Source organism: Nonomuraea rhodomycinica (assembly GCF_013363995.1).
Classification (GTDB): domain Bacteria; phylum Actinomycetota; class Actinomycetes; order Streptosporangiales; family Streptosporangiaceae; genus Nonomuraea; species Nonomuraea rhodomycinica.
Genome location: NZ_JABWGO010000001.1, coordinates 891,095 through 915,166, shown reverse-complemented (window position 1 = coordinate 915,166; position 24,072 = coordinate 891,095). Strand labels below are relative to the sequence as shown.

Genomic DNA, 24,072 nt, shown 5'->3' with positions numbered 1-24,072 from the left:
CGTGGTCGTCGATTGGAGCACTGTGCGAGGAAGATCCTCTCTGCTCGCCGCCGCCTTCGTGGCGATGGCGACGCTGTTACCCGTCTCGTCGGCCGCCGCGGCGGGCTCTGGAGAGGGAGCCACGGCGACACCGACCCCGACGACCACCCCGACGCCCTCGGCGAGCCGGAGCCCCAGCGCGAGCCCGAGTCCGAGCCCGAGCGCGAGCCGGACTCCCGCGCCCGGGAAGGGCCGCATCGCCTGGGCGCCCTGCGAGGAGGAGCCGTCCGCCGAGTGCGGCAAGCTGACGGTGCCGATCGACTGGTCGCGTCCGAACGGGCCCACCGTCGACCTGGCCGTCGCCCGCCGCAAGGCCACCGACCCCGCGGCCCGCGTCGGATCCCTGGTGATCAACCCCGGCGGCCCCGGCGGTTCGGGCGTGGAGGCCGCCTACGGCGCGCCCGGCTTCTTCACCGAGGAACTGCAGAAGCACTTCGACATCGTCGGCTTCGACCCGCGCGGCGTCGGCCGCAGCCACCCCGTCATCTGCTCGGCGTCGGTGTACAACCAGATGCCGTACGCCGTCATGAAGAGCCAGGCCGACTTCGTCCGGTGGAGCGCCTACGCCAAGCGGCTGCGCGCCGACTGCCGGGCCCGTACCGGACCGCTGTACGACCACGTGGACTCGGTCGACGTCGCGCGCGACGTGGACGCCCTGCGCGCCGCGCTGGGCGAGGAGAAGCTCACCTACTACGGGATCTCCTACGGCACGCTGATCGGCCAGATGTACGCCGAGCTGTTCCCGAACCGGATCCGGGCCATGGCCCTGGACAGCAACATGGACCACAGCCTCGGCGTGAAGGCCTTCCTCGACTCCGAGGCGGCGGCCGTCGAGGACGCCTTCGACGAGTTCGCCGGCTGGTGCGCCCAGGACACCGCCTGCGCCCTGCACGGCAAGGACGTCCGGGCCGTGTGGGAGAGGATCCTGGCCAAGGCACGCAGTGGCACGCTGTACTACCCGGGCGTCACCGACCGTCCGATGACCGAGATCCAGGTGCTGTGGCAGGGCGTGCTGGGCACCGAGGGGCCCGCCTGGCAGCTCCTGAGCGAGCTGCTGCGCGCCCTCGACGGCGGGGAGCCGCCGGCGTGGGTGCCTCCGCTGCCCGGCCGCGGGCCCGTCTCGGGTGACGTCGCCCAGCTCCCCACCGCGATCCTCTGCCAGGACTACCGGCTGCCGGTGCGCGACTACCGCGAGTACGCCGCGCTGCTGCGCAGCTCCAACCGCCGCGCCCCGGACATGCGCTTCAACCCGATGCCCATGGAGGACCTGCCCGTCTGCCTGAACCACCCCACCACCAACCCGCAGCACCGGCTGCGGTACACGGGCAGCGCGCCGATCCTGCTGGGCACCTCCCTGCACGACCCGTCCACCCCGTACTCCTGGTCCGCCGACGCGGCCCGTCAGCTCGGTCCCAAGGCGCGACTGATGACGTACGAGGGCTGGGGTCACCGCATCTACGGCAAGGACGAGTGCAGCACGGTCCCGATCGACGACTACCTGATCTCGCTGACCGTGCCCCCGCGGGGTTTCCGCTGCCCGGTGGGCGGCCGGGTCGAGACCCTGCGCAAGAAGTCGCAGCGTGAGCTGTGGCCGACGGACGGGCTGCCCTGGGGCGGTTCGCTCCTGAGCTCCGGCCGGCGCTGATCAGGCCGGCCTCACGCAGGGGGGAGGGGCGGCGCCCGCAGACGCGCGGGCGCCGCCCCTCCGGTTCTTCAGTTGCGCTCCGCGCCGGGACGGGCGCGCAGCTCGCGGCGCGCCTGGCGGCGGCCGCGGCGGCGCGTCTCACGCCGGAAGTGGCGCCACTCCCGGTTCCCGCCCTTGGTGAGCGATCCGAGCACGTAGTGGGCGGGGGAGCCCCAGTGGCAGGTGCCGGTGCGGCGGCTCCATACGCACCATGATCACCTCCGGCCTGGAAGACCCGGGCGTCACTGGACGGCGCCGGACTGGGTGAGCAGGTTCTCGTACCAGGCGTCGTACGGGTGGTTGGTCGCCGGGTAGTTGGCCGGCGGGGTCGTCGCCCGGGAGGCCGAGTCGAAGTCCCAGCCGCGCACCAGCCGCCCCGCCTGCCGGGCCGCGACGATGAAGGCCGACTCGGTCGCCGGCGCCCCGTAGAACAGGGCGCCCTGCTGGAGCTCGGCGCTGTCGCCCTTCTGGTACTCGACGAAGGCCGTCTGCGGGTAGCGGATGCGGTCGCCGGCGAACCGGTCGGTGTCCACGCGCAGGGTCTGCGCCGGGGTCGGGCCGTCCGCGCCGGTCCACACGTGCACGCGCGCGGTGCCGCGCACGGAGGTGGTCTTGTCGAAGCGGGGGTCGGAGGTCTTCGCGTTCCCGGTCCACGACACCGCCGAGGCGCCGGTGTCCAGCACGCCGTCCCACGTCCAGTTCTGGCTGTTGCTCTGGCTGCGGTGGATCTCGCGCAGCCGCGTGCCGGCCGGGTCGGTGAAGGCGACCGTCGGCTGGACGCCGTCGTCGTACTGCCGGCTGGACGACCAGGTGATCTCGCCGTCCGCGTCGAGGCGGCCGACGCGGTACCACAGCGTCGTCGCGCTCTGCGACTGGTGGACCTCGACCAGGTCGCCGTTGTCGTTCAGCGCGACGGCGGGCGTCTGGCCCGTGTCGTACCTGCCGTGGCGCCGCCAGGTCACCCGGCCGTCGGCGTAGGTGCCGGTCCAGTACCAGAGCACGCCCGCGCCCGAGTCGTGCACCTCGACGACCTGCCCCTTCGCGTTGATCGCGATCGCCGGGTTGTGGCCGAGGTCGCGCTTGTACTCCGCGCGGCTCTTGCCGTCGCCGGACAGCAGGGGCAGGACGCGGCCCCGCAGCGTGTCGACCGTCGGCGGGCCGGCCGGGTAGTCCTCGGCCCGCAGCAGGCGCGGCCCGAAGGCGGAGGTGAGCTCCCGGTTGAGCGCGGCGAGGTTGCCGGCCGCGTACGACGGGTTGTCGGTCAGGTTGTCCTTGAGGTCGAGCATGACGACGACCGGCGCGGCGGTCGGGTGCTGCGCCGACCAGGAGTCGATCACGCCGAGCCAGTCGCGCAGCAGGTTCGACGCCGGGTTGCCGGAGTGGTCCACCTGGTCGCCGGGGGAGTCGTGGCCGACGGCGTAGTCGCGCGCGCTCGCGTACCCGTTGTCGTGCACGTCGAGCTCGATGAAGCGGACGCCGTGGTCGAGCTGGTAGGTGAGGGACTGGCGGGCGCCGTCGATGCCGCCGGAGTAGCTGTTGTGCGTGGCGCGGAAGATCGCCGACGGTAACGGCACGTCCGCGTCGGCCTGGGCGGCGCCGCCGGTCAGCAGCACGGACACGGCCACGGCGGCCATGGGGAGCAGGGCCCTGGAACGGGTCATCCTCGGATCCTCACGTCGGGGGGTGGTGGTGACGAGGGAGTTCCCGATCATGATCCGGAGCCGTCCGGGGTTTGTCCAGCGTTCCTGCCGCGGAGCGGCCGGCCGCTCCCGGCGGCGGGCTCACTCGTTGAGGCCGGACTCCAGGCGCGCCAGTGCCTTGTCGATCTCGGCGGGCCCGTCCATGGCCGGGTCGCCCGCCCACTGCCACCACACGAGGGTCACGACGCCGAAGACCGCTCCGAGCGCGTCGCGGATCCGGGGGTCGTCCGCGTCGCGCCCGGTCTTGTCCGCGAGGAGCCCGGCGACCTCCCGCAGGAGGCCGGGCGTCCTGCGCAGGTTGGCCGCCACCAGTTCGGGGACGGTCACCGCGAACACCTCCCGCGCGTGCCCGGCGGCGATCTGCTCCGCGGTGAGGGAGGCGAAGGCCGCGCGGAACGCGCGGCGCAGGACGGTGACCGGCGCACCCGGCGGCTCGGCCGCCAGCGCCTCCACGAGCGGGGGGAACCGGTCGAGGGTGACCAGGTCCTCCTTGGTCGGGAAGTAGCGGAAGAACGTGGCGGGGGAGACCTCGGCGGCCTCGGCGATCTGCTCGGTGGTGGTGGCGGCGTAGCCGCGCTCGCGGAACAGGCGGAACGCCTCGCGCAGGATCGCCTCCCTGGTCCTGGCCTTCTTGCGCTCGCGCAGGCCGCCGCCGTTGGTCATGCGCTCATTCTGCCGCATCCGGAAAATCGACGATGTACTCTCAAATGAGAGTGAACTCTCAAAGGAGACGACCTGTGAGCGATGAGCGGCCCGTGACCCTGCCCACCCGGCGCGACCCCCGCTGTCCGTTCGCCCCGCCGCCCGAGCTGGAGCGGCAGCGCGCCGCCCGGCCGCTGGCCCGCCTCGCGTTCCCCGACGGGCACGCCGGCTGGCTCGTCACCGGCTACGACCTGGCCCGCGCGATCCTGGCCGACCCCCGCTTCAGCGCCCGGCCGGAGCTGCGCCACTCTCCTCTGGCCCGCCCGAACGTCCGTCCGGGCGGCCACGACCGGCCGCCCGCGCCCGGCTGGTTCCCCAGCATGGACCCGCCCGGCCACACCCGGTACCGGCGGCTGCTCACCGGCCAGTTCACCGTCCGCCGGATGAGACGGCTCGAACCCAGCGTCACGGAGATCGTCGCCGACCGGCTGGACGCCATGGCGGCGGCCGGGCCGCCCGCCGACCTGGTGGCGGCCTTCGCGCTCCCCGTCCCCTCCCTGGTGATCTGCGAGCTGCTCGGCGTCCCGTACGCCGACCACGCCTTCTTCGAGGCGCAGACCCTCGTGATCGTCGACATGGACCACGACGAGGCCCGCGCCATGAGCGCCATGGGCGCCCTGTCCGGCTACCTGGGCGACCTCGTCCGCCGCAAGCGCGCCGAGCCGGCCGACGACCTGCTCGGCGACCTGATCGCCGACGGCGACCTGACCGACGAGGAACTGGCCAACATCGCCCTGCTCCTGCTGGTCGCCGGGCACGAGACCACCGCGAACATGCTCTCCCTCGGCGTCTACGCCCTGCTGCGGCACCCGGACCAGCTCGCCGCCCTCCGCGCCGACGCAACGCTGACCGACAACGCCGTCGAGGAGCTGATGCGCTACCTGACCATCGTCCACCTGGGCGTGCCCAGCCGCGCCGCCCTGGAGGACGTCGAGATCGGCGGCAGCGTGATCCGCGCGGGCGAGACCGTGGTCGTGGGGCTGCCGGCGGTCAACCGCGACCCCGGGCGCTTCCCCGACCCGGGGACGCTGCGGCTCGACCGCGCCGGGGCCGGGCGTCACCTGGCCTTCGGTCACGGCGTCCACCAGTGCCTCGGGCAGCTGCTCGCCCGGATGGAGCTGCGCATCGGCTTCCGTGCGCTGTTCGAACGCTTCCCCGCCCTGCGCCTCGCGGTCCCGGCGCAGGAGGTGCCGCTCCGTGAGAACGCCCTCGTGTACGGCGCGTGGCGCCTCCCGGTCACCTGGTGAGACGCCGCGCCCTCGCGATCGGCCGCTCGGTCAGCCGGACAGCCGCCGGCGCAGGTGCTCCTTGCCCTGCTCGGCGCCCTTGCGGCTCTCGCCCTGAGCCCTCCGGAAGAAGTCCGCGAGCTCGGTGTCGCCGTTCCGCTCGGCGTCGGAGATGTAGGTCTCCAGCCGGAGCGTGTTGCTCAGACACTGCTCGACGAACCAGATGAGGTTGTAGTCCTTGTCCTTGGTGCCCGTGACCGCACCGGTTTCCTGAGTCGACGGATCCATCAGTGCCTCCACTCCAAGACTCGGAGATACCCCGCGGCACCTGACATACGGACCCGTACCCGGGCCGCGGCGGATGTACCACCCGGACGCTGCCAGCCGGCCGCTCCAGGGCACGACCGACGACTCAGGCGGCGGTCCGCCGGCGTCTCAGGTGGCGGCGGACCAGGAGGGCGGCGCCCGTGGCCAGGAGCGCCAGCGCCCCCGCCGCGGCCAGCCCCCACGCCAGCGGTGAGTCCAGGCTGGCGGCCAGGCCGATGGCGCCGGCCTGGGCCGGGAACGACAGGGTGCCCGTCGCGGTCCGCCTGAGCTCCCCGCTGCGCAGCGTGAGCCGGAACCGCCACGGGCCGTTCGGCAGGTCCTCGCCGAGGGTCACGGTGATGCGGCCGCGGTCGCCGGGCGCCAGGGTCGTGCCGCGCTCGATGGGGAACGGCCCCGCGCTCAGCGCGCTCGGCCCGCCGGACAGCGCCACCTGCCCTTCGAGGTCGACGGCCCGGTGGCCGGTGTTGGCGACGTCCGCCACGATCGCCGGGCGGCCGTCCGCGGTCCTGCGCGGCACGATTTCGCCGATCTCGAAGTCGGACGGCAGCTCCCCGCCGGGGCCGACGTCCAGGTACGCGCGGATGCCCACCCGGTTGACCAGGGCGACGTTGCCCTTCGGGCCGGGGTCGGAGGACGACACCTCCGCCCAGATGACGGCGTACCGTTCGCCCTCCGTGGCCTGCTCCGGCACGCGGACGGTGGCCTTCACCTCCGCGTGGCCGCCCGGCCCGAGGCGGACCCTGGAGCGGTCCAGCGTGATCCACGAGCTGAGCTCGTTGGTGGCGCCGAAGGGCGCGAACGTGAAGCGCCCCTTCTCGATGCCGGCGGCGCCCGTGTACAGCCGCGCGCGGACGGGCCGGGTCGCGTTGGTGACGACCTCGAAGCGCCTGGTGAAGGTGGTGCCGGGATTGACGTGGTCGACGATGTAGCGCTGGGCGCGTGGGTCGGCGACGCGGCTGGCGGGCACCTCGACAAGCCTGATGCCGATGGTGCTCCCGCCCGCCGCGTCGTTGTCTCCCGCGCTCCCGCGGCCGGCCGCGGTGGCCGGCGGCGTCGCCCACGTCCCGAGCGAGGCGAGCGCGAGGAGGGTGGCCAGCGCTGCTCGGAGGAGGGGGCGGCTAGGCAACGGAGTGTCTCACCGTCCCGGTGTAGGTGCCGGCCACCGCCTGGGCCGGGACGTCGACCACGATGGTCGGCGCCCAGGCGGCGGAGTTGTTGCCCGACCCGGTGGTCTTGCTGAACGCGACGCGGACCTGGTCCAGCACGACCGCCGAGGCGGCGTTGGCCTGGCCGGGGACGAAGGTGCCCGTGCCGGTGGTGGCGGTCGCGGGGCCCGACCAGTAGCTGATCCGGCTGTTGGCGATGGTCTCGGCCGGTGTGCCGCCGCCGGTGGTGAAGTCGGTGGCCGACACCTGGGCCACCCACGTGGCGGTGAGCGCGGTCCGCGCGTCGGACACGGTGACCGTGCCGATCTGCCCGCTGATGCTGCCGCCCGGCGAGCCGGTGCCGACGCTGACCGGGCCGTCGGGCACCGTGATCTGCAGGCCGGCGCCGGCGCTCACGGTGAAGAGCACCGTCGTGGAGCACGTCGTCGACGCGGCACAGGTATCGGCCCGGGCGGGCTGCGCGGCCACCGTGGCGACGGTCACCACGGCGGCGGCTGCCCACAGGGCACCGTAACGGCTGTTGAACACTGCCGATCCCTTCGAAGAAGCGCCCCAGAGCGCGGGGCCCCGACACACGGAGCCACATTCTGCGCGTGACCCGAGAGTCCGGAACGTGACCCCACGCGGCGACTGGCGACTTTTTGCCGCGATCTGGCAGTTCTCGAAAAAGATCCGCCGGGGGTTCGGAAAGGTGCCGACCGGGCCGGTCCGAGACCGAAACAAGGGCGATACCCCATTCTCCGGCGGCCACATCGATAATGTGCCGCGTTGGCGGTGAATTTGCCACCGGAAAACACGGCCCGCCGATGTGCCAAACCGTTTCCGATCTAGGATTCCCTCGGCCCTTCCAGCCCCGCCGGACGAGAGACCCGAGGAGTCGCCACGTGAGGAAAGCGGCCGCCGTCATCCACGCGCTGATGATCCCCGTCGCCCTCGCGCACGGACCGGCCGTTCCCGGCGCCCATGCCGACGTGAGCACGGCCGTCCACGCGACGGTCGCGGCGCGCGCGTTCCCGCTGGAGATCATCGTGCCCAACACGGCCGACCTGGGCACCGGCAGCAGGGGAGGGACCCTCAGCGCCTCGCTCGGCACGGTCACCGTCAACGACACCCGGTCGGGCAACCGCACCTGGACCGCGACCGTGTCGGCCACGGACTTCACCACCGGCAGCGGCTCGGGCCTGGAGACCATCACCAAGGCCAACATCGCCTACTGGTCCGGCCCGGTCACCTCGCAGACCGGCACCGGCACCCGCACCCCCGGACAGGCCACGGCCGCGCAGCGCGTCGCCCTGACCGTCCCGGTCGTCGCGTTCCGGGCGACCAAGGGCCCGACGAACACCTCCACGAGCTGGCAGCCCACGATCGTCGTCAGCGTTCCGCAGGGCGCGATCTCGGGCTTCTACACGGGGACCATCACCCATTCGGTGGCCTGACCACATCGCGGGCCGTTCAGCCGATGAATTGAGGGAGACGTGACCCGCCACTGGCGAAAAGGCCGTCAGGGGGCGGTGGCGCGCACAGGATCATTCGGATCGCCGGGCGGAATTCTTTTCCCCGGCCGCCGGGCCGTCGGCGGGACGGCTCGTCACCACGCGACCGTCCTTTCCGCCGCCCGCGCTCTGTCTTCGATCTGGAAGGATGTCATGCCTTTCCGCAGTCGATTCGTCGCCTCCCCGCTCGCGGCCCTGGCGCTGCTCGCCGGGTCCGGCCTGCCCGCCTCCGCGTCGGCCGACCCACCGGACCAGGGCGTCCACCTGCGGCCGTGGGTGAAGCTGTGCCTGACGCTCAAGCGCATGCCGGGACATCGGCACATCCGGTGCAAGTACCCGCCGGCCAACCGCGACCCGCGCGCCGAGCGGCGCGCGCACGCCCTGCGCACGCCGTCGATCAGCGAGATCTCCATCCCGACGTACCCGGCCACGCCGGTCGGCATCACCGGCGGGCCGGACGACAACCTGTGGTTCACCGAGAACTACGCCAACAAGATCGGCAAGGTCACCACCGGCGGGTTGTTCACCGAGTACTCGCTGCCGAATGCCGTCTCCGAGCCGGCGCACATCACCACCGGCCCGGACGGCGCGCTGTGGTTCACCGAGGCGATCGGCAACCGGATCGGCCGCATCACCACCAGCGGCAGCATCACCGAGTACGAACTGCCCACGGAGAACGCCTATCCCTGGGGCATCACCGTCGGCCCCGACGACGCCCTGTGGTTCACCGAGATCGACGCCAACAAGATCGGCCGCATCACCACCAGCGGCAGCATCACCGAGTACAGCCTGCCGACCTCCGGCGCGTACCCCTGCCTGATCACCACGGGCCCGGACGGCAAGCTCTGGTTCACCCAGGCGCTGGCCCAGGGCGTGGCGAAGATGACCACCTCCGGGACGGTCACCGAGTACACCGCGCCGAGCAACGACGCGATGCCGATCGGCATCGTCACGGGCCCCGACGGCAACCTGTGGTACACCGACGGAGCCGGCCGGGTCGGCAACGTGACCACCTCGGGCAGTTTCACCGAGTACTCGGTCACCGACCCCAACAGCTTCCCGTGGGGCATCACGCTCGGGCCGGACGACAACCTGTGGTTCGCCGAGCAGGTCGGCGGCAGCATCGCCAGCGTGACCACCACGGGGACGATCAGCGAGTACTCGACCCCGACCTCTAACCCGGGGCCGTTCCAGCTCGCCGTCGGCTCCGACGACAACCTGTGGGCGACCCTGGACTACGTCGACAAGCTCGCCGTCATCACCCCCTGACGCCCGCCGTCCCGCGAACGCCCGTCGTCCGCCGCCCCTTCAGAGGTCCTGACGCGCCTGCGCGGCGAGGAAGTCCTCCCAGGTGCGGCGGCCGACCGCGCGGTCCGGGGCGAGGTTCGCGCCCTCCCGGAACGCGGCGGCGGCCCGGCCGGGCGTGCGCATGGGCACGACCAGCCGGCGCCGGCCCGCCGCCCGCAGGTAGTCGCGGGCCAGGTCCTCCATCGCGTGCACGCGCGGCCCCGCCAGGTCGGGCACCAGCCCGGCCGGCTCGCCGAGGGCCAGCTCCGCCAGCCGGGCCGCCACCTCGCCGGTGTCGACCGGCTGGAAGCGGACCCCGCTCCAGGTCGGCAGCACCACCGGCAGCTTCGCGAGCTGCCGCAGCGTCATCAGGACCCAGTCGTGGAACTGGGTGGCGCGCAGCGTGGTCCACGGGATGCCCGACTCGGCCACGATCCGCTCGGCGGCGCGCTTGGCGGCGAAGTAGCCGAACATCGCCCGGTCGACGCCGCTGACGACGGGCACCCGGTCCACGCCGACGACCGAGATGTACACCAGGTGCCGCGCACCCGCGGCCGTCGCCGCCCGCACCAGGTGCCGGGCCTTGTCGTCGTCGCCCTTGGCGCTTCCGGCGCAGTGCACCACCGTCCCGGCGCCGCGCATCGCGGCGTCGAGCCCCTCGCCGGTGGACACGTCGCCCTTCACGTACGCGACGCCGTCGCGGGGCTCACGGCCCGCGCGGCTGAGCACCCGCACCTCGCGGCCCGCCGCGCGCAGAAGGGGGACGACCAGGCGTCCCAGCGTGCCGGTACCGCCGGTGACCAGGATGGATGACGTCATGACTGCCCCGCTCTCGTGTCGTTGTCTCAGGTCTCTGCCTGCTCGACACGCGGCGGCACGCGAATGTGACACGGGCCCGGCCGGGCCCGCCCGCGCTACCCGCTCACGCAGGTCAGGACCGGGGCGGTGTCGACGCCGTTCCACGACGCCAGGAACCCGGACGTGGCCGTCCCGCCCGCGGCGAGCGAGCCGTTGCAGCCCGCGTCGCGCACGGTCACGGCCGCGCCGTCGGCGCTCGGCGCCCCGTTCCAGATCTGGGTGATCCGCCGGCCGTCGGTGAGAAAGCCCGTCCACTGGTCCACGACCACCACCGGCGACTGCTGCGTGGAGATGCCCGCCGCCCAGCCCGGGATCGCGGCGTCGAGGTCCACGACGCGCTGCCCGCACGCGGGGCAACTCGCCGGCGCCACCGGGATGATCTTCGCGACGAGCACCTTCACCCCGAGCGGCGGGTCGCGGCGCGGCTCGGCGAACTGCGCCGCGAACGCGGGCTGACGCTGACCGTGCTCGCCGAGTGGACCGGCATCTCCGCCGCCCACCTGTCCCGGATGGAGAAGGGCGAGCGACAGCCGTCCATCGGGTCGCTGTTCCAGCTCGCGCGGGCGTACGGCATCTCGGTGGGGGCCCTGCTCGGCGACGAGCACCCGCGCGAGCACCACGTCGTGCGGGGCGCCACGGCGCCCGTGCACGAGGGACTCGATGGGCCCTACGCGACACTGAGCGGTCTCGGCCCCCGCTCGGCCTTGGAGGCGGTGCGGCTGGAGCTGACCGCCGACCGCCTCCAGCGCACCGCCGTCCACACGGGCGAGGAGTGGGTGTACGTCGTGAGCGGCGGTGTCGTGGCCCGCGTCGGGGACGAGGAGATCGCCCTGACCGCGGGGGACGCGCTGCACTTCGACGCGGCGGCCCCCCACGCGTTGTGGTCCCGGGGCGGCCCCGCCACCGTCGTCATCGTCTCCGTCGCGCTCCCGCCCGCCCGCCCCGCGCACGGCACGCCCTCGGCACCGGGCTAGCGCCGGCCGGGTCACGGGCGGCGGCGGGTGGCGAGCGCCCGGCGCGCGGCGGCGGCCAACGAGGCGTCGTCCGTCTCGGTGCCGGCCCAGGCGACATGCCCGTCGGGGCGGATCAGGGCGGCACGCACCCCGGCCCAGACGGCCGGGGGCCGGTCGAGGGCGGCAGTGAGTACGGTCAGCCGTCGCCCCGCCAGGCCGGCGAGTGCGCGGTCGGGCGTCAGGTCGAGCAGGACGTACCCGTCCGCGCGCAGCCGGGCGAACAGGCCGTTCGCGGAGCCGGTGAAGGTCAGGTCGGGTGCGCGGGTGCCGGTGAGCGGGTGGGCCACCGGGTCCGCCGGAGGGTAGGCGACGGCGAGCGCGGTGAGGCGTTCGGACAGCGCCCTGTTGAACGCCGGCTGGGTGGCGATCATCCCGCTGAGCAGCGAGCGCAGGTCAAGGCCCTCGGGGGTGAAGCCGGTCATCAGGGCGGTCTGCGCGCGGCTGTGTTCCATCAGCTGCGCGCCGACGGGGTGCCGCTCAGTGTGGTAGGTGTCCAGCAGGCCGTCGCAGGCCCAGCCGCCGAGGGCGGCGGCGAGCTTCCAGCCGAGGTTGTGCGCGTCCTGGATGCCGACGTTCATGCCGACGCCACCGGCGGGGAAGTGTTGGTGGGCGGCGTCACCGGCGAGCAGAACCCGCCCGCGCCGGTACTGCGCGGCGAAGCGGGTGGCGTTGCCGAAGCGGGAGAGCCACTCGGGATCGCGCATGCCGAAGTCCTGGCCGGTGACGGCGACGACCTTGGCGCGCAGCTCCTCCATGCCGAGGTCGCCGGGCCACTCGGTGGTGAGGCCGTCGGGGCTGACGCCGACCACGCGGTGCCGTCCGCCGGGCAGCGGAACGGCCATCACCCCGCCCTGGGGGCCGAAGGCGCTGAAGCCCGGCCGGGGCGGGTCGTCCAGGACGACGTCACCCAGCCAGCCCACGACGGTGGCAGGAGTGCCGGGGAAGTCGATCCCGGCGGTGGTGCGCACGGTGCTGCGGGAACCGTCGCAGCCGACGATGTACGCCGCCCGCAGCTCGTAGGGCACGCCGTCCCGCCCCTCCACCCGCACGGTCACGGAGTCCGCGTGCTCGGTGAACCCGGTGACGCGGTGCCCGCGCGCCATCCGCGCGCCGAGCGCGAGCGCGCGCTCCTCCAGCAGCTCCTCGGTCCGGGCCTGCGGCAGAGAGAGGGTGTAGGGGAACGGGGTGTCCAGCACCCGGAAGTCGAGCCGGTCGTCGAGCATGGCGAAGTGGCCGCCCGGAATCGGCGTCCCCTCGGCGAGGAACGCCTCGTGCGCGCCGCGCGAGGCCAGGACCTCGATGGTGCGCGGGTGGACGGTGAGCGCCTTGGAGCGCCGGTCGATCTCCATGCGCTCCTCGACGACGGTGACCGACACCCCGCCCAGCCTCAGCTCGGCGGCGAGCCACAGCCCGACCGGGCCTCCTCCCGCGATGACGACCTGCTGTTCCACGTGACCCCCTTGGTCGGTGACCAATTGCTGTTGCCGGCAGTAAACTAGGTCAATGACCAATACGCAACCGCGTGGAGACCGTGGCCCTCGGCTGGACACGGGCACGGTGGTCCGTGCCGCTCTGGAGCTGCTGGACGAGAAAGGCCTGGAGGCCCTGTCCGTCCGGGCGGTCGCCGACCGGCTCGGCGTGCGGATGAACACCGTGCTGTGGCACGTGAAGACCAAGGCCCGGATGCTGGAGCTGATGGCGGACGCCGTCGTCGGCGAGATCCCCCTCGACGACCTGCCGGATCCTTGGGACGAGCGCGTCCGTGAGCTGGCCCGCCGCTACCGGGGCGCCCTGCTCGGCCACCGTGACGGCGCCTCGCTCGTCGTCGGCACCTACGCCGCCGAACCGCACACCCTGCGCTTCGCCGACGCGCTGGTCGGCGCGCTGCTGGACGGCGGGCTGGAGGAGCGCGCGGCCGCCTGGACCACGTGGTCGATCGTCTACTTCACCCTCGGCCTCACCCAGGAAGAGCAGGCGACCGCGCGCCATCCCCTGGACGGCCGCCTGGCGGGCGCGGTCTCCGAGACGCTCCATCCGGCCCTGCACCGAGTCCTCGGCCACCTCGACGCGGATTCCTTCGGCGGGCGGTTCGAGTTCGGCCTGTCCGCGATCCTCGCGCGGAGGTGAGCGAGCCGGAACCGGCGACGGCGAGGGCAGGGTCACGCACGGCCGGGCCGCGCCGGAGAGGCTCCGGCGCGGCCACGCAGGTCACGGCATGCCGGAGACGCGCGCAAGCCAAGATCGCTGTCCGGTACGGCACCAACACCGTCCACGGTTCCCCGAACGCACGCTGTGCGGCGTGACCGGCACCCTGGCCGAGGTCGTGGTCCGCACGATGCATCACAGTGCGGGCAGGGGCTTGGACCGCTCGTTGTCGGCAGTCGCCCAGAACGCTGCCCGCCACGCCGCGGCGAGACCGTCGCGGCTCGCCTCGACGGCAGCGGCGGTGTTGCCGCCGGGAACCGCGACGCGGTCCACGATCTCGGCCAAGGGCGTCCCGTGCTCCAGCAGCCGGCTGACGGCGTCGATGCTCTGCGCGAGGAGTTGTTCGGCCAGACCCGGGGGTAACGGCGCGCCGCGCTCGATCTGCGCTGCGATCATCGATTGGGCCGCACTGGCCAGAAGTGCCGGACCGCACGATGCCAGGTCGGTGGCTGCCCGGCCCTGTCGCTCGCTGATCACGAACGGCCGAGAGAACCCCTGCAGCAACTCCGTCAACTCGGCAACGGCGTCCGCGCTCAGGCCAGGGCCGGGCATGAGCAGCGTCGCGCCCGCACCGATCTCGTTACCGACGCTGGGAATCAGCTTGGCAACGGGACAGGGAACCGAGTCCGCCAGCCTCGGCAGGGGCAGTGCGTTGTTGATCGTGACCACGATGTGCTCCGCCGAAAGTCGAGGACGCACAACGGCGAGCACGTCAGGAAGGTCCACGTTGCGCACACACAGGACAACCAGGGTGGCCCGGTCAGCCAAGTCGGCTGGTGGCAGCACCGTGGCGGTAGGTACAGCAGCGCGTACGCGCTCGATGCTGGATGCCGATCGACCTGCGACGAACAATCGTGCCGGTTCGACTGCTCTGCTGAAGCCGGCGGCCAGAGTCAGCCCCATTCGGCCCAAGCCCACGATGCCCACGGTTCGTGTCGTCACGAGCCCCAGCGTCCCAGAATCTGGCTGCCGCCGTGGACCCGCTTGCCGCCTTGGACATCGATGCCACGATGCTTCCACGGGAATCCGGCTGACCTACTGTGCGATCTCATGAGGGCGGAGGAGTTCGGCCGGACCCACCACCTGCCCAAGGCACGACTGACCGCCGTGGTCGACGGGCTGCGCGACCGCGGCCTCGTGGACGCCGCCGGCGGGTTCACCCACGCCGGCCGGAAGATCAAGCAGCGGATCGAGGCGCTCACCAGCGAACTCGCTGCGCCGGCGTACGACGTGCTCGCTGCGGACGAGCTCGACGAGCCGGCCGCGGCGCTCGAACCGATCGCCGCCGCGGCACACGCCGTCGACCACTGAGCGGACGCATCAGGCGACGGCCGGGACCTCCAGCCCGGCCACCGAGGTGAGCAGGTCGTCATGGTGCCCGGCTCAGCCGGAAGCAGGGTCTGGGTAGCCCTCGATGCGCGCGAGCACCTGTGGGCTGAGCACGACGTCGTGCGGCAGTCGCCGGAGCGTGGCCGCGTCGACGACGACTCCCTGCCGTTGGGCGATCCGCTGGAGCAAGGCCCAATGGTCTGCTTCCATGTCTTCCTGGGAACGGCCGCCGAACGGCTCATCGGGCCCGACCACCGTGCGCGTCGTGTCTTGGACGTCTGCTACCGACGTCGCGGCCCAGCCCTGCGATGAGCCCCACCCTCTGTCATGCAGCAGCAGCACCCGGGTTCCGTCGGCGAGCTCCACCTCGTGACGCGCCGACACCGAGACGGTGTCGGCCGCCTGACCATCGACGTCGACGAACGTCACCAGACGTTTGGCAGCAGTCATACACCTCATCCTCCACGATCTCCCGCCGTCGACTGTCTCGTCGCGCGGCGCAGTCGAGGACATGCGCGCCCGGGTCAGCGGTGCCCTGCCGGTCGGCGGCGGGTCTTCGGTGCGCCGGTGCGGTTGGCGAGGACGACCCCGGCGGCGATCAACGCGGTGCCGGCCGTCACGACCACGGTCAGCGTCTCACCGAGCAGCGGCACCGCGGCGGCCGCGGTGAGCACCGGGCTGAGGCTGCCGACAGTGGTGCAGCGCGACGACCCGAGTCGCCGGACGGCGACGGCGTAGAGCAGGCCGGAGCAGACGCCGGTGCCGATCCCCTGGACGAGCGCGAAGACGAGGACGTCGTGCGGGGCGGCGTGCGCGAGGGTGCTGGGGAGCAGCCCGGTCAGGATCAGCAGGGCGACGCCCACGAAGGTGGGCGCGCACAGCAGGCCCATCGAGGCCACGGCGTCCAGGTTCGTCTCGCGCAGGCCCGCGGTGTAGAGCGCCCACAGTCCGCTCGCGAGCAGCAGCAGGCCGGCCCCGGTCAGCGTCCGCTCGTCGACGGCTGCCACCTCGGGGGCGACCAGGGCCGCCACCCCGAGGCTGATCAGTCCCAGCCCTGCGGTCTGCACGCGCTTCGGCGTCGACCCGCCGAGCGCTGCGAGCAGCGCGGCGAAGAGGGGGACCATCCCGGGCACGAGCGCTCCGACGAACGCGGCGGAGGTCAGTGAACCGCCGTAGGTCACCGCGAGGTAGAACGGGACGCCGCCACCGAGGATGATCTTGATGGCCGGGCCGGGGCGCATGGCCGCGTACTGTCTGCGCCGCTTCCACAGCGCCGGGGCGAGCAGTGCCACCGGTAGGCCGAATCGGATCAGCGCGGCGTCGGCCGGGCGCAGGGTGGAGGAGGCGAGTGCCCGGTCGCTCAACGCGAAGGCGCTCCACAGGCACACCGTGGCGACCAACGCCGCCCCGCCGAACACGTCGAGCCCGGGCTTCCGGGAACCGGCGCCGGGCCCGGCCGCACCGGTGGGGGCAGCGTCCGTCGCCGGCTCGCGGACGGTGGACAGCGGCGTCGACATGACATCTCCAGCAACTCGGTGGGTGATGCTGCAACGCTATGCCGTTGACCAGGGCAAATGATTGCTAACTATGCCTTATCCGACTACTCTCGGGGCAGAATCTGCCAATTCCGGGAGGGGAATGGACGCCATCGACCGGGCGATAATCCGTGAGCTGCAGCAGGACGGGCGGTTGACCAACCAGGATCTCGCCGACCGCGTGCGCCTGTCGCCGTCCCCCTGCCTGCGCCGGGTGCGGCGGCTGGAGGAGGCCGGGGTCATCCACGGCTACACGGCGCTGGTGGACCAGAGCTCGTTCGGCCTGCCGGTGACGGCCTTCGTCCGCATCCGCCTGGAACGGCACACCACCGAGAGCGTGGGCGTCTTCGAGGACCATGTGCGGGGGATCGACCACATCCAGGACTGCTACCTCATGGCCGGAAGCACCGACTACCTGCTGCGCATCGTGGTCGAAGACCTTCAGGCCTATGAGCGCCTGGTACGCGGGCCGCTGCATGCCATCCCCGGAATCGCCTCCATCGACACCGAGTTCGCGTTCGGCATCGTCAAGCAGTCCCGGGTCTTCCCCCAGCCCGCCGGCCACCGTCCCGGCCGCACCGGCTGATTCTGTCGACCGAGGCGGACCCTCAGCGGCTGGGCGGGTACTGGTTGGCCGGGCGGCTGGGGGCCGGCGGCCAGGGGATCGTCTATGAGGCGTACGCGGAGGACGGCAGACGGGCCGCGATCAAGGTCCTGCACGGGGACCAGGCCGCTTCGCTCGCCAGGGAGGTGGCGGCGGCGCAGCGGGTCGCGGCGTTCTGCACGGCGCCCGTCATCGAGGCCCGGCTGGACGGACCGCGGCCGTGGCGGTGGCTCAAGCCATAGCGGTATGCGACAGCGCCCCTCTCACTACACGAGCAAGAGGGGCTCTGCTGTGTGCACCTTCTTTGCGTCTGGTCAGATGCAGGACCGATTCGGCGGTGCTCCAGTCGCGTTGAGGGCGCCGCGCGTGCATGTCGGGTCCGGGAGCGGCTGGCCGTAGTCATGGCGGTAGTGGCACGGCCCCGGCCGCGGCAGGGCCTGCACGGTGTAGGTCACGTCCCCTTCACATCCAGTACCGCCTTGCCCTGCAGACGGCGGTCGGCCAGGGCCTCGGCCGCCTCGGCGATCCGATCCCACCGTCCACGCCAGGAGATCTTCGGCTTGAGCCGACCGGCGGCGACCAGGTCCAGCAGCGCCTTCAGCTGTGCGGGCCGGTCGGTCAGGCCCGACCCGTTATAGACCGAGGTGATGAACGTGGGAGCCGGGCGGCCCAGAGTGGAGCCGGGCTCGAGGACCGCCGCCTCGCCGGAGGCCCATCCGACGCTCTGCAGGCTTCCTCCCGGCGTCAGCAGACCGTACGCCGTGACCAGCTGCCGGCCGCCGACCATGTCGATGACGACGTCCACCGGCTCGCTGACGTTCTCCGGTCCGAAGACCACCTCGTCGGCGCCCAGCTCCGCCAGTCCCTTGCCGCTCTCCGCCGAGCCGACAGAGGCGATCACGTGGGCGCCGCCGATCGCGGCGAGCTGTACGGCGAAGGAGCCGACGCCGCCGGAGGCACCGGTCACCAGTACCCGCCGACCGGCGATCGGCCCTGCCTGCCACAACGCCCGCAGGGCTGTTCCGGCCGCCACCGGCAGCGTCGCCGCCTCCGCCAGGTCCACCGAATCCGGCACCACCGCCAGATCGATCGCGTTGACCGCACGTCGCTCGGCCCACCCGCCGCCGGAGGCGAACGACACGACCCGGCTGCCGACCGTTGGGCCGGTCCCGTCAGCGGCGGTCTCGACCACCACCCCGGCGGCGTCGAACCCCAGCACGGTGCCTGGCGTGGAACGTCCGGCGAAGAACAGTTCCGCGGCGTTGAGGGAGGAATGGCGCACCTCGACCACCACCTGTCCCGGGGTGGGCACCGGCTCAGGCACCTCACCCAGGCGAAGCCGTGCGGGTGCGTTCGGATCGACGACCAGTGCGCGCATGAATGCGTTCTCCACTTCTTGTGATCTTCAAGGACAGGGTTTCGGGGGCCGTCGCCTCAGGCGGAATCGCGGATGTAGATGACGCGGTCCACCAGGCGTTCCGCGTGGCCCGGTGGGGTGAAGGAGATCTCGAATGTGTGCCGGTCGTTCGACCGGATCTTGATCACGGTGCGCATGCGCCGGTCGCTATGAGCCACAGGCATGGATGAGGCCGGCTGCCAGGGCGACGAGGCCGTACCCCCAGCCGGTGTCGGTCGGTGGTGATGAAGCGCAGCAGCGCGTGTGCGCCGAGCCCGACGGTGACGATCGGCAGGGCTTCGGTGGGTTCCATTAGGCGGTATCTCCTTGTTCACCACAATTTAGGGAGATGGTGGCAGGAGGCTGGAAAGGACGGATAGTGTCCCGGTCATCAGGCGAATATGCATTTTTCACAGCCCTGCGCTGTCAGTGGGGCGCGGCGATGAGGATCACCCGCCACGGCTCGCCGTGCGGCCGCGCGTAGAACGCCTAGGGAGGCCCTCCGGTGGGTCCGTGCGATGAGCCCCGAAGTAGCGAGTCTGTGCACGTCAGAGCCCTTACCGAAGGCGGGTTCGCGGCCCCCTGGAGCACAAGCCCCTCACTCTGTCGGCGGGTAGACGGGAGACCCTTGCCCGTTTCCGCAGCCGGACGCGAGCGGAGGGCCGGGTAGGCCAACTGCTCATCCACCGACACGAACGCGTAGCACTCTGCGTCGGGATCACTGAGTTCGATGCCGACGCCGAGGCCGACCAGCGCAATGATCGCGTTGTCCTCCCGCTCGGAGAGATCTTCGTGACGAGCAGCGGCATGATCTGGACGGTCGCCGCGCCGGCCGGGGGTGCGAGCTGCGTCAGCGTCGCGGCCGGCAGCGCGAGCGTCGCCGCGACCGCGGTCGCGATCCTGGACCTGGTCATGCGCATCGTCCGGCTCCCCTCGGAGGCTCCCCGCCGCGGTCTCGCGCAGATCGTAGGAGCGGCTGATCGGCGGCGGAACGGGGGAGCGGAGCGGCGTGGGCGGGCCGCCTGGCGAGCTGCGGGCGGGCCGCCTGGCGAGCTGCGGCTCTCCGCGCGCCGGAGTGCAACTTTCACGATCGTCCGGCGGCGGCGCCCGGCGGCGCCCGGCGGCGTCCGGGGGTGCCCGGGGGCCGGGGCGACCGCCGAGCGACGTCGCGCGCGCTGTCGTGATCGGCGCGCGCGGCATAGCCTGACGGAGTGACGCATCCCCCCGAACGCCTGCCGCCCCGGTTCTGGGCGGCGCCCGCCGTCGCCGCCGCGCTCGCCGAGGGCGACGTGCCGGCGCTGCTCGACGAGATCCGCCGGGCGCGGGGGTGGACCCAGGCACAGCTCGCGGACGTGGTCGGGTACTCCCAGAGCTGGGTGTCGAAGGTGGTGCGCCGGCGGCAGCCGCTCACCGTGGACCAGGTGCGGGAGGTGTCCGTTCGGCTCGGGGTGCCGCTCCAGCTGCTCCGTTTCGGGGCGCCGGGAGGCGACGACCCCGCGGCGGTCCGGGACCCCGGCGGCCCGCCGGCGGTCCTCACCCCACCGACCGGACCCGGCCGCGCCCGGCCGGACGAGCCGCCCCCGCAGAGCCCGCCCGGCCGGGCGTGGATCCGGCCGGACGAGCCCGCCGCGCAGAGCCCCACCGGCCGGGCGCGGATCCGCCCGGACGAGTCCGCCGCGCGGGGCCCGGCGGGCAGCGCCCGGATCCGGCTGGACGAGTCGGCCGCGCAGAGCCTGACCAGCGTCACCCGAGCCCGGCGGCGCCAGGAGCCGGGCACGCCCGCGCGGGAGCTCGCCCGCGAGGCCGTGGCCCACGTCGACCTGGCCGGCCGCGTCCTCGGCCACGTCCTCGGCGACCAGGTCCCCGGCCGGGCCGACGCCCGCACCGCCGGCCACCTGCGGGCCGGGCTGAGCGAGGCGGCCGGGTTCGCCGCCTGGCTGCACGGCGACATGCAGGACCTCGGCACCGCCCGCGGCTACTACCGGCTCGCCGTCCAGAGCGCCCGGCAGGCCGGGCACCCGCTGCTGGCCGCGTACATGATCGGCAGCCGGGCCGCGTTCGAGGTCGAGGCCGACGACCCGGTGCTGGCGCTCACGCTGGTCGCCCAGGCGCGGCGCGAGCTGGGCGAGCGCCCGCCGGCCACCGCCGGCGCGTGGCTGGCCAGCATCGAGGCGCTCGGCCACGCGGCCGGGCGCGACGCCGAGGCCGCCGGCACGGCGCTGCGCCGCGCGGAGAGCGCGATCGCGGCCGGCGAGCGGTCGGGCGCGCCGCCCTGGCCGTGGGTGTTCCCCTTCGACCAGGCCAAACTGGCCGGCTACCGCGGCCAGGTGTCGGTACGGCTGGGCCGCGCCGAGGAGGCCCGCAGCGCGCTGTCGGAGTCGCTGTCGGCGGGCAGGCCGGCGGTCAAGCAGCGCGGCGTCCTGCTGACCGAGATGGCGGCGGCCCAGGCGATGGCCGGACGGCACGAGGAGGCGTTCCAGTCCGCCTCCAGCGCGCTCACCGTCGGCGTTACGTACGGCTCCGAGCGGATCATCCACCGCGCCCGGCGCTTCCGGCGCGCCTACACGGGCCCGGTGACGGCCACCGTCCGCACCTTCGACGAGAGACTGCTCGCGACGATCACGTAGGAAGAAGGCAGCGCCATGTCCCGCATCGCGTTCACCGGCCACCGCGGACTCCCGCCGCAGACGGCCGAGCTGGTCGACGGCGCGATCAGGGAAGCGCTCGCGGGGGAGGGCCCGCCGCTCGTCGGGCTGTCATGCCTGGCCGACGGGGCCGACCAGATCTTCGCCCGCGCGGTCCTGGACCTCGGCGGGTCGCTGGAGGCCGTCGTGCCCGCCGAGCACTACCGCGAGGCGCTGCCCGAGGGCGCGCACCGGGCCTACGACGAGCTGTACGGGCACGCCGCCCGGGTGCACCGGCTGCCCTTCGTGGAGTCGACCTCGGAGTCGCACCTGGCCGCCGGGCGCCGCATGCTGGACGGCGCCGACGAGCTGCTCGCGGTCTGGGACGGGCTGCCCGCGCGGGGCGTGGGCGGCACGGCCGACGTGGTCGCCGAGGCCCGCCACCGCGGGATCCCGGTCCACGTCGTCTGGCCCCGCGGCGCCCACCGCGACTGACCCCGCGTGCCCGGGGCGGGCGGTCGGGCGGGCGGTCCTTGACCCGGCACAGGGCCGGGGGAAGCCGGTCGCGGGCCGGGAGCTGGGGTCGGCGCGCGATGTGGAACGCTACATATCCCCATAACAGACCAGTTTCAGCTATAGGGCCGAAATGAGTCTCATGCGTACACTCCTGCCTCGTACGTAAAGATCACATGGGGGATTCTTCCGGCTGTCCTGTGCCGTGCGGTTGAGCGTGTTCGGGGGCTTGTTCACAGCTCACCGCCGTTCCCGGCGCAGGCGGGCCGCGCCGTCCGTTGGCGTCCCACGTCCCTCAGGCCCGTCCGGAACCGGACGGTCGACCCCCTCGGAGGAACCGTGAGACTACGGTCTCTGCTGGCCGGCGCCATGGCGCTGGCCGCGACCTCGGCCGCGCTCGTCGCGGCCCCGGCGGCCCAAGCGGCCACCGCCGCCGACCCCGACGTCAGCCCCGCGCTCGTCGCGGAGCTCGCGGACAAGCACGAGGTACGCTCGATCGTCGAGCTCAAGCCCGGCCAGAGCGTCGCGCTCGTGGCCGACAAGGCCGAGAAGGCGTCCAAGGGCATCGACGTCGTCGAGCGGGCGCCGAAGGGCTTCTTCGTCGTCGAGCTCGACGGCAAGACCCTCGACTCCCTCAAGGCCGACGCCCGCGTAGAGGCGATCTACAAGGACGAGCTGTCCGCCGCCTCCCTCGACGTCAGCACCAAGGTGATCGGCGCCGACAAGGCCCACGAGGCCGGATGGACCGGCAAGGGCGCCGAGATCGCGATCCTGGACACGGGCATCGACCGCGACCACCCGTTCTTCGCGGGACGCATCGTGGAGGAGGCGTGCTTCTCCTCCATCGACCCCGAATACGGCGCCACCTCGCTCTGCCCGAACGGCGGGCAGACGCAGACCGGCGCGGGCGCGGCGGACGCCGAGACCCCCAAGTGCATGGTGGCCGGGGCCAACCAGTGCTACCACGGCACCCACGTGGCCGGCATCGCCGCCGGCAAGAAGACCACCGGCGCCCCGTCCGACGGCGTCGCTCCCGAGGCGAAGATCATCCCGATCCAGGTCTTCAGCCGGTTCGACGACGACGACGTCTGCCTGCAGTCCGCGGGCCGCGACGCTCCCTGCTTCCTCAGCTTCACCTCCGACCAGATGCTCGCGCTCCAGCGCGTCGCCGAGCTCGCCGCCGCGCGTGACGTCGTGGCGGTCAACCTGAGCCTCGGCAGCGGCCGGTACAAGGCGCACTGCGACGCCGACGCGAACAAGGCCGCGATGAAGCAGCAGTTCGACCTGCTGCTGCAGCTCGGCGTGGCGCCCGTCGTCGCCGCCGGCAACAACGCCTACCAGGACTCCGTCTCCACCCCGGCCTGCCTGTCGAGCGCCGTCGCCGTCGGCGCCACCGACGACCAGGACGGGATCGCGACGTTCTCCAACCGCGGCGCGCTGCTCGACCTGTTCGCGCCCGGCGTGCAGATCCGTTCCTCCGTCCCGGGCAACACGTACGGCGACCTGGGCGGCACCTCGATGGCCGCTCCGCACGTGGCCGGCGCGTTCGCGGTGATGAAGCAGGCCTACCCCGGCATGAGCGCCGCCCAGATCCTCGCCAAGCTGAAGGACACCGGCAAGGCGATCACGTACGGCGCGGTCACCACCAGGCGCGTCAACCTGGCCGCGGCCACGCCGCCCAAGGGCACGCCGACGCCCACCCCGACGCCGACGCCCACGGTCACGCCGACGGCCACCCCGACCCCCACCGCCACGGTGACGGCCACCCCGCAGCCGAGCCACACGGCCCAGCCGAGCCACACGCCGTCGCCGACGCGCACCACCCCCGGCACGAGCGACCCCGGCGTCATCAGCATCGACCCCGACCCGGAGCCCGTGCCGGACACCTGCGCCCGCGGCCACGGCACCAAGCCCCTGAGCGCCAAGGGCTGGGCGAGGGAGATGCTGAAGGGCAAGGGCGGCCTCTCGGACCGGACGCTCCTGTGCTACCTGTCGATCGCCCAGAACGGCAGCACGGTCTTCCCCGAGCTGACCGACGCCGGCACGCTGTCGAAGGCGTACAAGGTGCTGGCCACGAAGAGCAGGAGCGCCTCGGCGCTGCTGGACCGCGAGCTGCTGGCCTCCTGGCTGAACTACGCGCACGGCGTGTACAACGCCTCGGCGAAGGTGCGCGGCTCGACGACGCTGAAGCAGGCGCTGACGGTCGCGGAGAGGCAGCGCGCCAAGGGCGGCGCCGCGCAGCAGAAGAAGACGGCCGTGTACCTGTACCAGAACGTCAACCGGTAGGGGCCTGACCCCTCGAAGGGCCGGCTCCGCGTCCGCGGGGCCGGCCCTTCAGCGCTTCCACGGTGATCGCCTCACAGCACGGGCC

At 73.0% G+C, this 24,072-nt stretch carries 25 protein-coding genes; 12 read left to right on the top strand and 13 right to left on the bottom strand.

Annotated elements, in window-relative coordinates:
* The first annotated feature begins 22 nt into the window (after nucleotides 1-22).
* The gene (locus HT134_RS04310) at nucleotides 23-1,684 is read left to right on the top strand and encodes an alpha/beta fold hydrolase (RefSeq protein WP_217707170.1); all 1,662 of its coding nucleotides are present in this window, start codon (nucleotides 23-25) and stop codon (nucleotides 1,682-1,684) included.
* A 68-nt stretch (nucleotides 1,685-1,752) separates the two neighbouring features.
* Here HT134_RS04310 and HT134_RS46710 read toward each other — a convergent pair whose 3' ends face one another.
* The 3 genes from HT134_RS46710 to HT134_RS04300 form a co-directional block, all read right to left on the bottom strand.
* Nucleotides 1,753-1,878, bottom strand: coding sequence for a hypothetical protein (locus HT134_RS46710; protein WP_281387365.1), 126 nt, complete (start codon nucleotides 1,876-1,878; stop codon nucleotides 1,753-1,755).
* An 87-nt stretch (nucleotides 1,879-1,965) separates the two neighbouring features.
* A complete protein-coding gene (locus tag HT134_RS04305; RefSeq protein ID WP_175598912.1) occupies nucleotides 1,966-3,384 on the bottom strand; it encodes a phosphatidylinositol-specific phospholipase C domain-containing protein in 1,419 nt (472 codons plus the stop codon).
* A gap of 120 nt (nucleotides 3,385-3,504) precedes the next feature.
* Complete coding sequence (locus HT134_RS04300) at nucleotides 3,505-4,086, bottom strand: TetR family transcriptional regulator (protein ID WP_175598911.1); 582 nt, start codon at nucleotides 4,084-4,086, stop codon at nucleotides 3,505-3,507.
* A 44-nt stretch (nucleotides 4,087-4,130) separates the two neighbouring features.
* On the opposite strand from HT134_RS04300, the gene HT134_RS04295 reads away from it, so the two are divergent.
* Nucleotides 4,131-5,372, top strand: coding sequence for a cytochrome P450 (locus HT134_RS04295; protein ID WP_175598910.1), 1,242 nt, complete (start codon nucleotides 4,131-4,133; stop codon nucleotides 5,370-5,372).
* 30 nt (nucleotides 5,373-5,402) lie between these two features.
* Here HT134_RS04295 and HT134_RS04290 read toward each other — a convergent pair whose 3' ends face one another.
* The 3 genes from HT134_RS04290 to HT134_RS04280 form a co-directional block, all read right to left on the bottom strand.
* Entirely contained in the window at nucleotides 5,403-5,639 is a 237-nt protein-coding gene (locus HT134_RS04290; RefSeq protein ID WP_175598909.1) for a hypothetical protein, read from the bottom strand.
* Between the two features lie 124 nt (nucleotides 5,640-5,763).
* The gene (locus HT134_RS04285) at nucleotides 5,764-6,804 is read right to left on the bottom strand and encodes a hypothetical protein (RefSeq protein WP_175598908.1); all 1,041 of its coding nucleotides are present in this window, start codon (nucleotides 6,802-6,804) and stop codon (nucleotides 5,764-5,766) included.
* The gene (locus tag HT134_RS04280; RefSeq protein ID WP_312887964.1) at nucleotides 6,797-7,372 is read right to left on the bottom strand and encodes a hypothetical protein; all 576 of its coding nucleotides are present in this window, start codon (nucleotides 7,370-7,372) and stop codon (nucleotides 6,797-6,799) included. The genes HT134_RS04285 and HT134_RS04280 overlap by 8 nt, the downstream gene beginning before the upstream one ends.
* Before the next feature lie 356 nt (nucleotides 7,373-7,728).
* Between HT134_RS04280 and HT134_RS04275 the strand changes: the two genes are divergently transcribed.
* Both HT134_RS04275 and HT134_RS04270 read left to right on the top strand, forming a co-directional pair.
* Nucleotides 7,729-8,280 carry a hypothetical protein gene (locus HT134_RS04275; RefSeq protein WP_175598907.1) on the top strand — a complete coding sequence of 184 codons (552 nt, stop codon included), beginning with the start codon at nucleotides 7,729-7,731 and terminating at the stop codon, nucleotides 8,278-8,280.
* Between the two features lie 210 nt (nucleotides 8,281-8,490).
* Nucleotides 8,491-9,606: a Vgb family protein gene (locus HT134_RS04270; protein WP_175598906.1), complete on the top strand. Its 1,116-nt coding sequence runs from the start codon at nucleotides 8,491-8,493 to the stop codon at nucleotides 9,604-9,606.
* A gap of 39 nt (nucleotides 9,607-9,645) precedes the next feature.
* Here the strand turns inward: HT134_RS04270 and HT134_RS04265 are convergent, their stop codons facing one another.
* A complete protein-coding gene (locus HT134_RS04265) occupies nucleotides 9,646-10,443 on the bottom strand; it encodes an SDR family oxidoreductase (protein WP_175598905.1) in 798 nt (265 codons plus the stop codon).
* A 95-nt stretch (nucleotides 10,444-10,538) separates the two neighbouring features.
* Complete coding sequence (locus tag HT134_RS45235; RefSeq protein ID WP_312887963.1) at nucleotides 10,539-10,982, bottom strand: cellulose binding domain-containing protein; 444 nt, start codon at nucleotides 10,980-10,982, stop codon at nucleotides 10,539-10,541.
* Here HT134_RS45235 and HT134_RS45230 point away from each other — a divergent pair.
* Nucleotides 10,947-11,456 (top strand): helix-turn-helix domain-containing protein, encoded by a 510-nt coding sequence (locus tag HT134_RS45230; protein WP_312887962.1) that lies wholly within the window; start codon nucleotides 10,947-10,949, stop codon nucleotides 11,454-11,456. The genes HT134_RS45235 and HT134_RS45230 overlap by 36 nt on opposite strands.
* Before the next feature lie 11 nt (nucleotides 11,457-11,467).
* On the opposite strand, the gene HT134_RS04255 is transcribed toward HT134_RS45230, so the two are convergent.
* Nucleotides 11,468-12,946: an FAD-dependent monooxygenase gene (locus HT134_RS04255; RefSeq protein WP_175598903.1), complete on the bottom strand. Its 1,479-nt coding sequence runs from the start codon at nucleotides 12,944-12,946 to the stop codon at nucleotides 11,468-11,470.
* A 52-nt stretch (nucleotides 12,947-12,998) separates the two neighbouring features.
* Here HT134_RS04255 and HT134_RS04250 point away from each other — a divergent pair, with 52 nt between their 5' ends.
* Nucleotides 12,999-13,622 (top strand): TetR/AcrR family transcriptional regulator C-terminal domain-containing protein, encoded by a 624-nt coding sequence (locus tag HT134_RS04250; RefSeq protein WP_175598902.1) that lies wholly within the window; start codon nucleotides 12,999-13,001, stop codon nucleotides 13,620-13,622.
* Nucleotides 13,623-13,835: 213 nt separating this feature from the next.
* On the opposite strand, the gene HT134_RS04245 is transcribed toward HT134_RS04250, so the two are convergent.
* On the bottom strand, nucleotides 13,836-14,642 hold the full coding sequence (locus HT134_RS04245; RefSeq protein ID WP_175598901.1) for a pyrroline-5-carboxylate reductase family protein: 807 nt from the start codon (nucleotides 14,640-14,642) through the stop codon (nucleotides 13,836-13,838).
* Between the two features lie 108 nt (nucleotides 14,643-14,750).
* On the opposite strand from HT134_RS04245, the gene HT134_RS04240 reads away from it, so the two are divergent.
* The gene (locus tag HT134_RS04240) at nucleotides 14,751-15,011 is read left to right on the top strand and encodes a helix-turn-helix domain-containing protein (RefSeq protein WP_217707168.1); all 261 of its coding nucleotides are present in this window, start codon (nucleotides 14,751-14,753) and stop codon (nucleotides 15,009-15,011) included.
* A 72-nt stretch (nucleotides 15,012-15,083) separates the two neighbouring features.
* Here HT134_RS04240 and HT134_RS04235 read toward each other — a convergent pair whose 3' ends face one another.
* The gene (locus HT134_RS04235) at nucleotides 15,084-15,479 is read right to left on the bottom strand and encodes a hypothetical protein (RefSeq protein ID WP_175598900.1); all 396 of its coding nucleotides are present in this window, start codon (nucleotides 15,477-15,479) and stop codon (nucleotides 15,084-15,086) included.
* 74 nt (nucleotides 15,480-15,553) lie between these two features.
* A complete protein-coding gene (locus HT134_RS04230; protein WP_175598899.1) occupies nucleotides 15,554-16,546 on the bottom strand; it encodes a DMT family transporter in 993 nt (330 codons plus the stop codon).
* A gap of 121 nt (nucleotides 16,547-16,667) precedes the next feature.
* Between HT134_RS04230 and HT134_RS04225 the strand changes: the two genes are divergently transcribed.
* Nucleotides 16,668-17,150 carry an Lrp/AsnC family transcriptional regulator gene (locus HT134_RS04225; RefSeq protein WP_175598898.1) on the top strand — a complete coding sequence of 161 codons (483 nt, stop codon included), beginning with the start codon at nucleotides 16,668-16,670 and terminating at the stop codon, nucleotides 17,148-17,150.
* A 44-nt stretch (nucleotides 17,151-17,194) separates the two neighbouring features.
* Complete coding sequence (locus HT134_RS04220) at nucleotides 17,195-17,410, top strand: protein kinase family protein (protein ID WP_175598897.1); 216 nt, start codon at nucleotides 17,195-17,197, stop codon at nucleotides 17,408-17,410.
* A 209-nt stretch (nucleotides 17,411-17,619) separates the two neighbouring features.
* Here HT134_RS04220 and HT134_RS04215 read toward each other — a convergent pair whose 3' ends face one another.
* Complete coding sequence (locus HT134_RS04215) at nucleotides 17,620-18,492, bottom strand: zinc-binding dehydrogenase (protein ID WP_312887961.1); 873 nt, start codon at nucleotides 18,490-18,492, stop codon at nucleotides 17,620-17,622.
* 1,283 nt (nucleotides 18,493-19,775) lie between these two features.
* Here HT134_RS04215 and HT134_RS04210 point away from each other — a divergent pair.
* The 3 genes from HT134_RS04210 (at nucleotide 19,776) to HT134_RS04200 (ending at nucleotide 23,987) form a co-directional block, all read left to right on the top strand.
* The gene (locus HT134_RS04210; RefSeq protein WP_175598895.1) at nucleotides 19,776-21,191 is read left to right on the top strand and encodes a helix-turn-helix domain-containing protein; all 1,416 of its coding nucleotides are present in this window, start codon (nucleotides 19,776-19,778) and stop codon (nucleotides 21,189-21,191) included.
* A 15-nt stretch (nucleotides 21,192-21,206) separates the two neighbouring features.
* On the top strand, nucleotides 21,207-21,683 hold the full coding sequence (locus HT134_RS04205; protein ID WP_175598894.1) for a hypothetical protein: 477 nt from the start codon (nucleotides 21,207-21,209) through the stop codon (nucleotides 21,681-21,683).
* Nucleotides 21,684-22,040: 357 nt separating this feature from the next.
* Nucleotides 22,041-23,987 carry a S8 family peptidase gene (locus HT134_RS04200; protein WP_175598893.1) on the top strand — a complete coding sequence of 649 codons (1,947 nt, stop codon included), beginning with the start codon at nucleotides 22,041-22,043 and terminating at the stop codon, nucleotides 23,985-23,987.
* Nucleotides 23,988-24,072: the final 85 nt, after the last annotated feature.

What these genes read in the sequence shown, in the direction of transcription:
- HT134_RS04240 (WP_217707168.1), top strand. Translation starts at nt 14,751, where the DNA reads ATGAGGGCGGAGGAGTTCGGCCGGACCCACCACCTGCCCAAGGCACGA.
- HT134_RS04225 (WP_175598898.1), top strand. Translation starts at nt 16,668, where the DNA reads ATGGACGCCATCGACCGGGCGATAATCCGTGAGCTGCAGCAGGACGGG.
- HT134_RS04270 (WP_175598906.1), top strand. Translation starts at nt 8,491, where the DNA reads ATGCCTTTCCGCAGTCGATTCGTCGCCTCCCCGCTCGCGGCCCTGGCG.
- HT134_RS04290 (WP_175598909.1), bottom strand. Translation starts at nt 5,639, where the DNA reads ATGGATCCGTCGACTCAGGAAACCGGTGCGGTCACGGGCACCAAGGAC.
- HT134_RS04265 (WP_175598905.1), bottom strand. Translation starts at nt 10,443, where the DNA reads ATGACGTCATCCATCCTGGTCACCGGCGGTACCGGCACGCTGGGACGC.
- HT134_RS04205 (WP_175598894.1), top strand. Translation starts at nt 21,207, where the DNA reads ATGTCCCGCATCGCGTTCACCGGCCACCGCGGACTCCCGCCGCAGACG.
- HT134_RS04300 (WP_175598911.1), bottom strand. Translation starts at nt 4,086, where the DNA reads ATGACCAACGGCGGCGGCCTGCGCGAGCGCAAGAAGGCCAGGACCAGG.
- HT134_RS04305 (WP_175598912.1), bottom strand. Translation starts at nt 3,384, where the DNA reads ATGACCCGTTCCAGGGCCCTGCTCCCCATGGCCGCCGTGGCCGTGTCC.
- HT134_RS04235 (WP_175598900.1), bottom strand. Translation starts at nt 15,479, where the DNA reads ATGACTGCTGCCAAACGTCTGGTGACGTTCGTCGACGTCGATGGTCAG.
- HT134_RS04230 (WP_175598899.1), bottom strand. Translation starts at nt 16,546, where the DNA reads ATGTCGACGCCGCTGTCCACCGTCCGCGAGCCGGCGACGGACGCTGCC.
- HT134_RS04295 (WP_175598910.1), top strand. Translation starts at nt 4,131, where the DNA reads ATGAGAGTGAACTCTCAAAGGAGACGACCTGTGAGCGATGAGCGGCCC.
- HT134_RS04250 (WP_175598902.1), top strand. Translation starts at nt 12,999, where the DNA reads ATGACCAATACGCAACCGCGTGGAGACCGTGGCCCTCGGCTGGACACG.